This window comes from Lysinibacillus sp. EB271-A1-10B, from assembly GCF_058791335.1.
In genome coordinates, this window is the sequence record NZ_JBYTDL010000005.1 from 312,009 (window position 1) to 323,438 (window position 11,430).

General features: G+C 36.1%; 16 protein-coding genes, 1 riboswitch and 1 other annotated feature. Of the genes, 5 read left to right on the forward strand and 11 right to left on the reverse strand.

The window, feature by feature from the left end; genetic code table 11:
- From AC3WSK_RS10385 to AC3WSK_RS10415, 7 genes are read right to left on the reverse strand one after another with little or no spacing between them, the layout of a single operon-like run.
- Complete coding sequence (locus AC3WSK_RS10385; protein WP_337990332.1) at positions 1-129, reverse strand: hypothetical protein; 129 nt, start codon at positions 127-129, stop codon at positions 1-3.
- A gap of 15 nt (positions 130-144) precedes the next feature.
- Complete coding sequence (locus tag AC3WSK_RS10390) at positions 145-369, reverse strand: hypothetical protein (RefSeq protein ID WP_492414701.1); 225 nt, start codon at positions 367-369, stop codon at positions 145-147.
- A gap of 10 nt (positions 370-379) precedes the next feature.
- Positions 380-637 carry an AbrB/MazE/SpoVT family DNA-binding domain-containing protein gene (locus AC3WSK_RS10395; protein ID WP_492414702.1) on the reverse strand — a complete coding sequence of 86 codons (258 nt, stop codon included), beginning with the start codon at positions 635-637 and terminating at the stop codon, positions 380-382.
- 13 nt (positions 638-650) lie between these two features.
- Entirely contained in the window at positions 651-911 is a 261-nt protein-coding gene (locus AC3WSK_RS10400) for a hypothetical protein (RefSeq protein ID WP_492414703.1), read from the reverse strand.
- Entirely contained in the window at positions 908-1,147 is a 240-nt protein-coding gene (locus AC3WSK_RS10405) for a DUF6877 family protein (RefSeq protein ID WP_492414704.1), read from the reverse strand. The genes AC3WSK_RS10400 and AC3WSK_RS10405 overlap by 4 nt, the downstream gene beginning before the upstream one ends.
- Positions 1,144-1,473, reverse strand: a complete 330-nt coding sequence (locus tag AC3WSK_RS10410) for a DUF771 domain-containing protein (protein ID WP_492414705.1) — start codon at positions 1,471-1,473, stop codon at positions 1,144-1,146. The genes AC3WSK_RS10405 and AC3WSK_RS10410 overlap by 4 nt, the downstream gene beginning before the upstream one ends.
- Positions 1,474-1,487: 14 nt before the next feature.
- On the reverse strand, positions 1,488-1,673 hold the full coding sequence (locus tag AC3WSK_RS10415; RefSeq protein ID WP_492414715.1) for a helix-turn-helix transcriptional regulator: 186 nt from the start codon (positions 1,671-1,673) through the stop codon (positions 1,488-1,490).
- Between the two features lie 345 nt (positions 1,674-2,018).
- Between AC3WSK_RS10415 and AC3WSK_RS10420 the strand changes: the two genes are divergently transcribed.
- From AC3WSK_RS10420 to AC3WSK_RS10435, 4 genes are all read left to right on the forward strand, one after another.
- Positions 2,019-2,444: a helix-turn-helix domain-containing protein gene (locus AC3WSK_RS10420; RefSeq protein WP_492414706.1), complete on the forward strand. Its 426-nt coding sequence runs from the start codon at positions 2,019-2,021 to the stop codon at positions 2,442-2,444.
- A gap of 17 nt (positions 2,445-2,461) precedes the next feature.
- Positions 2,462-2,914, forward strand: a complete 453-nt coding sequence (locus AC3WSK_RS10425; RefSeq protein WP_492414707.1) for an ImmA/IrrE family metallo-endopeptidase — start codon at positions 2,462-2,464, stop codon at positions 2,912-2,914.
- Positions 2,915-2,990: 76 nt separating this feature from the next.
- Positions 2,991-4,097 (forward strand): site-specific integrase, encoded by a 1,107-nt coding sequence (locus tag AC3WSK_RS10430; RefSeq protein WP_492414708.1) that lies wholly within the window; start codon positions 2,991-2,993, stop codon positions 4,095-4,097.
- A 64-nt stretch (positions 4,098-4,161) separates the two neighbouring features.
- A riboswitch (PreQ1 riboswitch) is annotated at positions 4,162-4,206 on the forward strand.
- Positions 4,207-4,212: 6 nt separating this feature from the next.
- The gene (locus AC3WSK_RS10435; RefSeq protein WP_492414709.1) at positions 4,213-4,695 is read left to right on the forward strand and encodes a QueT transporter family protein; all 483 of its coding nucleotides are present in this window, start codon (positions 4,213-4,215) and stop codon (positions 4,693-4,695) included.
- A gap of 198 nt (positions 4,696-4,893) precedes the next feature.
- Here AC3WSK_RS10435 and AC3WSK_RS10440 read toward each other — a convergent pair whose 3' ends face one another.
- Positions 4,894-5,625: a CPBP family intramembrane glutamic endopeptidase gene (locus AC3WSK_RS10440; protein WP_492414710.1), complete on the reverse strand. Its 732-nt coding sequence runs from the start codon at positions 5,623-5,625 to the stop codon at positions 4,894-4,896.
- The gene (locus tag AC3WSK_RS10445) at positions 5,622-6,353 is read right to left on the reverse strand and encodes a MerR family transcriptional regulator (protein ID WP_492414711.1); all 732 of its coding nucleotides are present in this window, start codon (positions 6,351-6,353) and stop codon (positions 5,622-5,624) included. Before AC3WSK_RS10445 ends, AC3WSK_RS10440 begins: the two co-directional genes overlap by 4 nt.
- A 267-nt stretch (positions 6,354-6,620) precedes the next feature.
- Positions 6,621-6,821: a binding site (T-box leader), on the forward strand.
- A gap of 59 nt (positions 6,822-6,880) precedes the next feature.
- Here AC3WSK_RS10445 and trpB point away from each other — a divergent pair.
- On the forward strand, positions 6,881-8,044 hold the full coding sequence (gene trpB, locus AC3WSK_RS10450; RefSeq protein WP_492414712.1) for a tryptophan synthase subunit beta: 1,164 nt from the start codon (positions 6,881-6,883) through the stop codon (positions 8,042-8,044).
- A 47-nt stretch (positions 8,045-8,091) separates the two neighbouring features.
- Here trpB and AC3WSK_RS10455 read toward each other — a convergent pair whose 3' ends face one another.
- Entirely contained in the window at positions 8,092-9,717 is a 1,626-nt protein-coding gene (locus AC3WSK_RS10455; RefSeq protein WP_492414713.1) for a long-chain fatty acid--CoA ligase, read from the reverse strand.
- A 360-nt stretch (positions 9,718-10,077) separates the two neighbouring features.
- Positions 10,078-11,031, reverse strand: coding sequence for an L-threonine 3-dehydrogenase (locus tag AC3WSK_RS10460; protein WP_079559321.1), 954 nt, complete (start codon positions 11,029-11,031; stop codon positions 10,078-10,080).
- Positions 11,032-11,430 lie beyond the last annotated feature (399 nt).

Sequence of the window (11,430 nt, forward strand, 5' to 3'; positions counted from 1 at the left end):
TTATTTTTTGGCCATCACTATAGTTCCTCGTTGCCATTCGGCTACAAACTCATGAAATTCCCAACCTTTGTTTACTAGATTGTTAGCTACAAAGTAATCGCCCAGGACTTCTAAAAGACAATCGTTCATGTACTTCACCTACTTTTAAGCTGTTAAAGATAATTCTTGAATATCAGCAAAACACACATATTTATCTCGCTTATTGCCGACATCAATATAAATGCCTCTAGATGTGATACGTGTTAATTCGCCATGCCAACACCCTCCAAAAACACCTTTAGAGTTCCAACTGCAGCGCACATGATCACCAACGAAAATTTTGTCGCTACCAGTGCTTTGGACATGAAATTCACCTGTGTATTTATTCATTCATCTTCACCTACCTAATTAACTTAATTGCACGATCGATTGTCTCTACAGCAAATCCACTTTTAGTACTTGCAGCTATCTTCTTTAGTGCAGAAACAACTTCATCTTTTTCTGCGTTTGGCTGATATTTTTGAAGAATGATTTGATCCTCATCAATAAATATTTCCAAAGCATCTTTTACATCAATCCCTAATGTGCGGCGCAGTTCGATTGGAAGCACTACACGCCCTAAATCATCGACTTTACGAACAATTCCTGTTGATTTCATTAACAATTCACTCCTACCATTCAATATTTAGACTAAGTCCTGACTCATGCTTTTTAACTTTATAGCCACTTTCTAGTAGCAATTGTTTGAAAATATCTACCAGTAGTTTGTCAGTATTATTGAAATAAAAATGCTCACGACGACCTTGATCGGATTTCTTTTCAATTCCTTGAACAATACTTTTAAAATCATCACTTTCCAACGCATCAGCTTTCATTTTTTCAAAGTTACTCTCCGCAACCTTTTTCATTTCACTTGCTAGTTGAAGCTTCATCCTATCTCACCACCTTTCAATGCTTGATAAACCTTCTGAGCATAAGCAACTTGCTGCTTAATGTATGGATCAGTTTCTTTACCCCCACTCGCTAACCAGTCACCTATACGCTGTTTGACATCTGAAAGAACGCTTAATGGTAGTTCGCAAGCAATTTGGTGTAATTCATATAGTGGGCTTATCCCACTAGTTAATGTTTCACCAACTAATGCAACTGGCACCGATTTAACCTTCATTTGGTGTCACCTCCAAAAATTAAATAGAAATTGTCGTCTAAAAACTGGGCCATTTTACTAGCTTGAAAAGACCAATTTTTACCCCTTCCTTCGGGATAGTAGACAAACCCACCATTATTCACATCTAAAATGTTTTTGAATCTAGTTGGGTATAGAATGTTATCCTTTATCCAGCGCCATTCTTTTCCTACACGCTTTTCTAAGTCTTTCATAGTCCAATACTGGCCACTTAGCTTTTCTTGCTGCAATTGTTCATATTCAACTTTTTCAACAAGTACAAGATGGTCAGGGACACTTACCGTTAAGTTAACTTGTAATTGTTGCAATTTAATCACCTCACTTAAATATCTAAAATCTTACGAATGTGCTGGATATGTTCTTGAGCTTTCTTACCATCTTTTCGACCTCTGATAATATCCGACAGGTAGGCGCTTGAAATACCAACCATCTCAGCTAAATCCTTTTGGCTCATCTTTCTTTTAAATAGTTCGCTTTTTACTCGAACTCCTAAATCTACTGGCATAATGCCACCTCATTTCATTAAAAAATTCATACCGTCATTGGCTCGGTATCACAGCGCATTACTTATTTGGAAAATTTTAAGCTAAATTATTTGCTAATCTAGTTGACCCAAAATGACTTTTTTGCTATTATAAATCCATAGCTAAATAAGACTTTAAAAAGCCTTTAAACCAACATTTAAACCGTTCCCCAACGAAAAATGTTTATAAATAGGTCGTATTTTTTATTGCCTTTTTAGCCAATAAATTAGCTTATGAACACAGTATAATGACTTTATAGTTAACTGTCAACCTATTAATGACTAAAAAGTTATTATTGTTTTGATAAGCCTTGCGAAAGGTTGATATAAGTGAGTTTAGTGAAAAGAATAAAATTACTATGCGATGAGAGAAAAGTTACTTTTGCTGAAGTAGAAAGAGAAATAAATATCTCAAATGGTCAAATAAGAAGATGGGATAATGTTTCTCCTAAAAGCGAAACATTACAAAAGGTAGCAGACTACTTTGATGTTAGCACTGATTATTTACTTGGACGCACTGACGAGAAACGTTACTACGATTTAACCGAAAAAGATGAGCTGGCTATCCAAAGAGAACTAAAGAAAATAATTAAAGGCGAGGACGTAGACAATGCATTCGCTGCCTTCGATGGAAGAATTTTAGACGAATTGGATGAAGAAGATAGAGAGTTGTTAATCGCTTCTTGGGAAAATACTCTACGATTAACTAAACGTATGGCAAAACAGAAATTTACACCTAAAAAATATAGAGATTAAAGTACGGTGGTGTTTTGATGGATATTAGAGAGATTATTGGACAACTAGTTAAAAAATACAGCACAAACAATCCTTTTAAGTTGGCTGATCTACTAGGGATAGTTATTGTCTTTGAGCCATTAGGGTCAATTCATGGCTATTATAGTAGATCTCACCGTACCAAAGTAATTCATATCAATGAGAATTTACCGAACAATAAACAATTTTTAACGTGCGCTCATGAACTAGGACACGCTATATTACACCCAGATGAAAATACTGCATTTTTAAAAAAGAATACTTTATTTTCTACTGATAAAATTGAAATAGAAGCCAATACATTTGCTGTTGAACTCCTATTACCTGACGAGTTATTTTTGGAGCAAGATAATTATTCATGTTTTACCATCTATGATGCAATTAAAGAAAACGGTGTTCCAGTCGAACTACTTTCTTTAAAAAGAGTAGATGGTAAAAAAATTTTACCTTAAAAAGAACAAACATTCCCATTAAAGGTGGTGATAGTTAAATCAGGAAGTACGAGAATTAATTATAAGGAGAATTTATATGGCTAGTTTCCAGAAACGGGGTAAGACTTGGCAGTATACTGTCAGTAGAACAATCAACGGTGTATCTAAACCCATTCGCAAGAGTGGATTCTCAACAAAAAAAGAGGCACAAGTCGCAGCTGCAGAAGTGGAAGCAAAACTTAATAAAGGGCTCAATCCAATCATTAAATTAGAGCCAATCGATTTATATTTTAAAAAATGGGTGGATCTGTACAAATCTGATAGCGCAAAGGCCACGCAAGTTCATTACGAAAACACATTGAAAGTTATCAAAAATTACTTTGGTTCTACACCACTTCAACATATCAAAAAGAGCGATTATCAGGCATTTTTAAACTCTTACGGTAAAACCAAAGCAAAGGAAACGGTCAAAAAGATTAATGCCCATGTAAGAGCTTGTGTACGTGAAGCTGTAGATGATGGGGTCATACAAACTGACTTTACAAGAAGTGCAACACTCACTGGCAGGGATTCAAAAAAACAAATTGACAAATACATTAATTATTTGGAGAGTAAACGACTTTCAAAAGCACTTTGTGATGTTTTACAAGTTGAACATAGACAGGTTTATTACATTATTCTATTAGCCTTAAAATCAGGAATGCGATTTGCTGAAATTATTGCATTACAAAGAAAGGATTTTGACTTCAAGAAAAGCACAATCAATATCAATAAAACATGGGGCTATACTTCTTCTTTTGAAGATGGGGAAAAAAAGACTAAAACTGAAACTTCAAATCGCACCATTAAAATGGACAAAATAATAATGGATATGTTCCAAAAATACTTTGACGAAACACCAGAAAACATACACAAGTTAGTATTTTATAATCCTGAATCAAAGTATAAAGTCTTTAGCAACACAGGCGTAAATAAAGCATTGAAAAAGTTACTAGGCGAATTAAGTATAGATGAAATTTCTATTCATGGTTTACGTCATACTCATGCTAGTATTTTGTTTTACAAGGGAATTTCGGTGCAGTATATTTCAGAACGACTTGGACACGCAGATGTAGATACAACTATTCGTATTTATACACACTTGATTAAAGAGCTTCGTGAAGAGGATGAAAAAAATACAATGAATGTACTCGCTGCTTTATGATTTTACACAAATTTTACACTTAACTATTTACAAATAAGCATGAACATTGATATGATTGCATTTGCTTCACGTGGTTCGTAACCATCCCACGTAAAAAAACTAAGGAGAAATAAATATGAAAATAAAATTTTTAGCAACGAGTGGCATTATTGCAGCACTCTACATTGCTATTACATTATTAGTCGCGCCATTTGGCTTTACAGAGGTGCAGTTCCGAATACCGGAAATATTTAACCATTTAGTTGCATTTAATCCACGCTTTGCCGTTGGTATCATTATTGGTGTGTTCATCTCTAACCTCTTTTCACCACTCGGTATCTACGATTTAGTTTTCGGTGTAGGCCATTCGATGATTACTCTTGGGTTGCTCATTCTTATTTGTAAATTTGTCAAAAATATTTGGGCGCGTTTAATCATCAATACATTTTTATTTACTTGTACAATGTTCATCATTGCATTTGAATTGAATTTAGCATTAGAATTACCATTCTTCTGGACATGGTTAACTGTTGCTGCAGGTGAATTTGTTGTCTTAGCGGTTGGTGCACCGATTATGTACGTATTGAACAAACGCTTAAACTTCAAAAATTTAATTTAACTGACGGATCTCATTAGAGCAATGTTTAATAAAAGGAGGAACGGTTTCACCGTTCCTCCTTTTTGTTGTATTCATTTGAAGAATAAAAATCAATAACATAGCTTATGTTTTAGTTCGAACATTTTTCATGTAAATAAAGTTTAATACCTACCAAAATAGTGCTGAAATGAATAATCAGAAAGGAAATAATATGTTATTTTAATCCTTTTCATTCTCATCACCTAATTTCCCCACGTAATTAATCAAAGCATGAAGAAGTATTAGAGGTATAATGGAGTTCAATGCGACCGCAAGCATCCCGAACACAAAGCCAAAAATGGTTGTCCGAATGACACCAGATAAACTCTGATATGTATGCGCAAGACCAAATATTATTGAGGTACACAATAGAACGAACCAAATTGACCATTCTGGAAATAATGTGTTAAATGCAAATATAAGCAATCCGCGGTAAATAATTTCTTCTGTGACCCCCGCTGTCCATGCCACTTGATTCCAAATGGCTTTGTCTTTCTTTGTAACAGGTAGTAACTCAGTAAACGCTATTTGCTTCATTTGTTTTTGCTTCATTATTTTCATCTTATTTTTAACTTTATCACTTATAAAATATCCAATCGCGTAATATAAAAGCAAGACACTATATAATAGAGCTACCCCTATAACAATATATGTAACAATTATTCCTAATTCTTTTGTGTTAATACTAGGCATTATTACACGTAGTTCTTCTAATGTAAGTTCAGAATTTGCCACTACTATTAAAATAATAAGTGTTGGTAACCACAAACCTAACATTACAATCTTATAATAATGTATCCTGCTTTCTGGATTAGTCAGAACACGTATTTTAAATCCTTGATATAACCAATAACCTATAATTGGTTCATATAAAAGAGTAAACCCAATGAATCCCCATAATAGTATGTTCATTTTGTTTTATACTCCTTTAGCATGTACTCTAATTTTTCAATTAACCATTCTTCTTCTTGTTTACTAAATGGTGACGAAAATAACATTCTATCCACCTGTATCTCCATTAGTTTTGGTTCTGTTAGTAATCGATTAAAAAGTTCAAGTGGTAGTAGAGAAAAAAACTCTTTGAGAATAGTATGTACTTCGGTATCCGTAAATTGGTTCTTATAAGCTATTTTCAATTGATTGATAATTTTTATTAACTGTGCATCGTAACGAACGTTGTGACTATTTGATACTGCATAAATTTCATCTACAATTTCATTTGGAAAATAACCTTTTAACCATCGCTGCTGAGATTCCATGTGTAAATTATTTTGAATTAATGCAATAAATATCTCTGGTTCGATTACCTGATTTGATTGGGCTAGCGAAATTGTGTATTCAAGTAGTTCAATATTCTTTTTAATGTCTACCAATTTATGAAGCAATTTCTCCTTTTGGTACTCTAAAGATTCTGTTATGTCCCATTGTGATTGCCTCATTAGCTGTTGAATATCTTTTAACGAAAATCCTAACGTTTTTAATCCTGTAATTTTTTGTAGTGTAATTATATCCTCATTTTCATAAAATCTACGTCCCGTTTCCGAAATGTAAGATGGCTTTAACAAATTCATTTCATCATAATAGCGAAGAGTTCGGATCGAGACACCTGTCTTCTTCGAAAATTGACCAATCGGATACATCTATATTTCTCCTTTTCTTTTAATACATTCATTATAGTTTCTAACGTAACGGTAGAATCAATAGTGATTTTTGCTTTTATAAAGAATTAAAGAGTTTATTATTAGTTATAGCCTTCTTAAATTAGCTTGCCCGTTAGTGACACTAACGTTGTTCTTTTTTTAAACCGACTTTATTTAACGGCTTTTTTGTTTGCGAACAGTTTGTCTTTTTTTATTTTTCGGAAGACACCTTGACAATATTCTGAAAATATTCTAATATTCATTTCAATAAATGCTAGGAAAAAGATTAGTAGCAAGCGCTAGTACTTAAAGAGAGCTGATGGTTGGTGCAAATCAGTAGTACGTACTTGTGAATGGACTTTGGAGCAGCCTCATCAAATGTGAGGACGAAGTTACTCCCCGTTATCGGAGTACGAAAGCGCGCAATTTTTGCGAATGAAGGTGGCACCACGGTTACTCGTCCTTTTTACAGAAGGATTGTAGTGGCTTTTTTTTATGGAAAAATTAGATAGAGGAGTCGAGAGAAGATGAGTATAGTAGCAGAGAAAAAAGGATATTTTGGTGAATTTGGCGGTAGCTTTGTTCCCGATGAGCTTCAAAATGTTTTAAGTATTTTAGATGAAAACTTTCAAAAATATAAAGACGATGAAGACTTTAATAAAGAGCTAGATTATTATTTCCGTGAATATGTTGGGCGCAAATCTCCACTTTATTTTGCTAAAAATTTAACACAACAATTAGGTGGCGCAAAAATTTATTTAAAACGTGAAGATCTCAACCATACAGGTTCACATAAAATTAATAACGTTCTTGGACAGATTTTATTGGCCAAGCGCATGGGTGCTAATCGTGTTATCGCCGAAACAGGTGCAGGTCAGCATGGTGTAGCAACAGCAACTGCTTGCGCAATGTTCGGAATGGATTGCACAATTTATATGGGCTTAGAAGATACTAAGCGCCAAGCATTAAACGTCTTCCGAATGGAGCTTCTTGGTGCAAAGGTAGTAGCTGTTGATAAAGGTCAAGGGCGACTAAAGGATGCAGTGGATGAAGCATTTGCTGATTTAGTAGAAAACTATGAGACGACTTTCTATTTACTAGGGTCTGCGGTTGGGCCTCACCCGTTCCCTACAATGGTGAAGCATTTCCAATCCGTCATTAGTCGTGAAAGTCGCGAACAAATTTTAGAAAAAGAAGGTAAGCTACCAGCAGCAGTACTTGCTTGTGTCGGCGGCGGTAGTAATGCGATTGGTGCGTTTGCAGAATATATTGCAGATGAAAACGTTCGCCTCATCGGTATTGAGCCAGATAAGGCCGCCACATTAAATGAAGGAACACCGGGTGAATTACACGGCTTCAAATGTTTAGTGCTGCAAGATGCAGAAGGTAATCCATTACCAACCTATTCGATTGCCGCTGGACTAGATTATCCTGGAGCTGGTCCAGAGCATAGCTATTTAAAAACAATTGGTCGCGGAGAATATGTAACGGTGACGAATGAAGAGGTGCTCGAAGCATTCCAAGCGCTATCAAAGGTTGAAGGCATTATTCCAGCACTTGAAAGTTCCCACGCCGTGGCTCATGCACTTAAGCTTGTGCCAACATTATCTCCGGAAGAGAGCATTATTATCAATATCTCTGGTCGTGGAGACAAAGACGTTGAGCAAGTATTTCAAATGCTAAATAGATAAAGGTAAAGATAAAGAGCGACTTCCCTTTGTGGAAATCGCTCTTTTATCTATACGAGTGAACCCAATTTCGGATAAACTTCTGCTACATTATCACGAAGCTTAGCTTTTAGGAATTTTCCAACTGATGTTTTTGGAATTTCGTCTAAAAATACCACATCGTCTGGTACCCACCATTTTGCAAACTGGCTTTCTAAAAATGTAAGAAGCTCCTTTTCACTTGCTGACATTCCTTCCTTCAATACTACACAAGCTAACGGGCGTTCTTGCCATTTGACATGTGGAATTGCGATAACTGCCGCTTCCAACACAGCGTCATGAGTCATTAATGCCTTTTCTAAATCCACTGAGGATATCCACTCCCCACCCGACTTAATTAAATCCTTCGTACGATCTGTTATTTTGATAAAGCCATCCTCTGTTCGTACCGCAATGTCCCCTGTATATAACCAGCCGTCTCGATAGGCATCATTGGTACGCTCATCCCGATAATACTCGTGTGAAATCCATGGACCTCGCAAGCGTAACTCACCCATCGTCTCTCCATCCCATGGTACTTCCCCATTGTCATTGGTAATACTCGATTCAATACCAGCCATCGTCATACCTTGCATTGCTCGCGATTCAATACGCTTTTCAATAGGCCATTCATCCATCCAAGACATATAATTTGATAACGCTACAATTGGAGTAGTTTCAGTCATTCCATACACGACAATATACGGAATGCCATACTGCTCTTCAAATGTACGAATAAGTCGAGTAGGTGAAGCTGACCCGCCACAACAAATAGCACGTAACGAACTAATATCTCGCTCATGCTTCTCCTGTTCCTGCAACGCACCAATCCAAATTGTCGGTACCCCAGCTGTTAATGTAACCTTCTCCTGCTCTACTAAATCCAATATGATTGCTGATGTGAATTGTGGACCAGGCAATACTTGTGTAGCACCTACATTGACACTAGCAAATGGTAAGCCCCATGCATTTGCATGAAACATCGATACAATTGGCATCACGACATCACGCTCCGAAATGCCCATTGAATCAGACATACTCAGCATCATACTATGTAGTACTAGACCTCGATGTGAATATACAACCCCTTTTGGATTTCCTGTTGTAGCACTTGTATAGCACATTCCAGCAGGCTCCTCTTCCCCTATATCTTCTGGGAACTGATAGTTTTCATCCGCCGCTGCTAATAAATCCTCATAGGATAACGCATTCGGTAATGTCGTTTTTGGCAAAGTATTCTCGTCCGTCATAATAATATAATGTTTCACTGTCTTAAGCTCAGGCGCAATGTTTTCGATGATTGGTAGCAAGTCCACATCAATCATTAAAATTTCATCTTCTGCATGATTAATAATATAAATTAAATGCTCTTCTGATAAACGAATATTCACCATGTGCAAAATGGCACCGGAACACGGTACCGCAAAATAAGCCTCTAAGTGGCGGTGCTGATTCCAAGCAAAGGAGCCAACCTTCATTCCTCTTGTCATCCCCAGCTTTGTGAGCGCATCCGCCAAGCGACGCGTTCTTTTTGCCCATTCTCCATATGTTAAACGGTGAATCTTCTGTGGACTCGTACGTGAAACAATAGTCTTTCTAGCAAAATAGCTTTCTGCTCGTTTAATAAAGTTTGTTAATACTAACGGCGTCTGCATCATAAAAACTATCCATCCCCTCTTCTTGTGAACTCCCTTTTTTTACCTTTGTGAAATATCAACAATCAATTTAATTGAATACTATTAATATTCTGAATATGATTATATTGGAAAATTATAAATTACGCTATATATTCCAATAATTTTCTTTTTATTGTTAAGTTTCCCTAAAATAGTCTCATCGGCATAACGTGGGTTGATTTCCGTTCCGGCTGGGCGCTTTCCTGGGGGTGTCCAGCCTCCACTCCATCAACTTTTATATAGATACGTTTACCAAATGTCATCCCAAACTTTAATAATCGCCCATCAAAATAAAAAAGACGAAGAAAACTCAATTGTTTTCTTCATCCGTTTTAATTTCATCTATGAACAAGCTTTTGTTTGTAGCTTAATTTTTAATTTTTCTAGCATATCAACTGTCATTTTAGCTAAGTCATACTGCGCTTTAAAGCCCCATTCTTTTTGTGCCGCTTCTACATTTATAGAATTTGGCCAGCTATCCGCTATCGCCTGACGTACTGGATCTACATGATAATCCATACGGAAATGTGGCAAATGTTTTTTAATTTCTGCCGCAATTTCAGATGGTTCAAAGCTCATTGCAGTGATATTAAAGGCATTGCGATGGATTAGTTTGCTACTATCAGCTTCCATCAAATCTACAATAGCTTGCAATGCATCTGGCATGTACATCATGTCCATGTACGTACCTTCTTGAATATAAGACGTGTACTTCCCTTGCTTGATCGCCTCATAGAAGATTTCTACTGCATAGTCTGTCGTTCCACCTCCTGGAGGAGTTACGTATGAAATTAATCCTGGGAAGCGGACACCACGAGTATCTACACCAAAACGATCGAAATAATAATCACATAATAGCTCACCAGCAACTTTATTTACCCCATACATAGTTGTTGGACGCTGTAATGTATCCTGTGGTGTATTATCCTTCGGTGTCGACGGACCGAACGCGCCTATTGAGCTCGGCGTGAAAAATTGCAAGTTTAACTCACGCGAAACTTCTAACGCATTCATTAAACCACCCATATTTAAATTCCACGCAAGCAACGGGTTTTTTTCCGCTGTTGCTGATAATAACGCCGCTAAATGCATCATTGTATCTGCACCAAAATCCTTCGCTAAATCATGCATTCTTTGTCCATCCGTAACGTCCAATACTTCAAACGGACCTTTAGAATGCTCAAGCTTCCGAATATCTGTCGCTAATATATTGTCCTCTCCATAAATACCACGAAGTTTTTCTACAAGCTCAGAACCTATTTGACCTAGTGCACCTGTAACCATTATCTTTTTCATTTCTCCAAACCTCCACCTGTGAACAATTGTACTCCTACAGAGTACACTGATATATAAACAAACATTGATTTAACAACACTTCTGATGATTATCATTATAATTTGTTCATATTAAAAATACAACCATAATATTTAGAATTTTGAAAGATAGACAGTAAAAACCCTTTACTATCAGTATATGAGCCCTACAAAATATTGTACAAGACAAACATACAAAATAAATATGTACACCTAGAAAGTACATTTGTTCATTTTTCATAATAGCATTGTACATTGAAATGATCTTGCCCTTACTTGCCAAAAAAAAGAACCTCCCTTGTATTTGAACTGCTCCCCAATTATTAGACACTCAATCTAACAATTGGAGGTGCAGTTTTTGTATGGTTAAATTTAAAGAAAA

Bases quoted from the DNA above. Each gene is read 5' to 3' on its own strand.
- AC3WSK_RS10385 (WP_337990332.1), bottom strand. From the start codon at position 129: ATGAACGATTGTCTTTTAGAAGTCCTGGGCGATTACTTTGTAGCTAAC.
- AC3WSK_RS10390 (WP_492414701.1), bottom strand. From the start codon at position 369: ATGAATAAATACACAGGTGAATTTCATGTCCAAAGCACTGGTAGCGAC.
- AC3WSK_RS10395 (WP_492414702.1), bottom strand. From the start codon at position 637: ATGAAATCAACAGGAATTGTTCGTAAAGTCGATGATTTAGGGCGTGTA.
- AC3WSK_RS10400 (WP_492414703.1), bottom strand. From the start codon at position 911: ATGAAGCTTCAACTAGCAAGTGAAATGAAAAAGGTTGCGGAGAGTAAC.
- AC3WSK_RS10405 (WP_492414704.1), bottom strand. From the start codon at position 1,147: ATGAAGGTTAAATCGGTGCCAGTTGCATTAGTTGGTGAAACATTAACT.
- AC3WSK_RS10425 (WP_492414707.1), top strand. From the start codon at position 2,462: ATGGATATTAGAGAGATTATTGGACAACTAGTTAAAAAATACAGCACA.
- AC3WSK_RS10430 (WP_492414708.1), top strand. From the start codon at position 2,991: ATGGCTAGTTTCCAGAAACGGGGTAAGACTTGGCAGTATACTGTCAGT.
- AC3WSK_RS10435 (WP_492414709.1), top strand. From the start codon at position 4,213: ATGAAAATAAAATTTTTAGCAACGAGTGGCATTATTGCAGCACTCTAC.
- AC3WSK_RS10440 (WP_492414710.1), bottom strand. From the start codon at position 5,625: ATGAACATACTATTATGGGGATTCATTGGGTTTACTCTTTTATATGAA.
- AC3WSK_RS10445 (WP_492414711.1), bottom strand. From the start codon at position 6,353: ATGTATCCGATTGGTCAATTTTCGAAGAAGACAGGTGTCTCGATCCGA.
- trpB (WP_492414712.1), top strand. From the start codon at position 6,881: ATGAGTATAGTAGCAGAGAAAAAAGGATATTTTGGTGAATTTGGCGGT.
- AC3WSK_RS10455 (WP_492414713.1), bottom strand. From the start codon at position 9,717: ATGATGCAGACGCCGTTAGTATTAACAAACTTTATTAAACGAGCAGAA.
- AC3WSK_RS10460 (WP_079559321.1), bottom strand. From the start codon at position 11,031: ATGAAAAAGATAATGGTTACAGGTGCACTAGGTCAAATAGGTTCTGAG.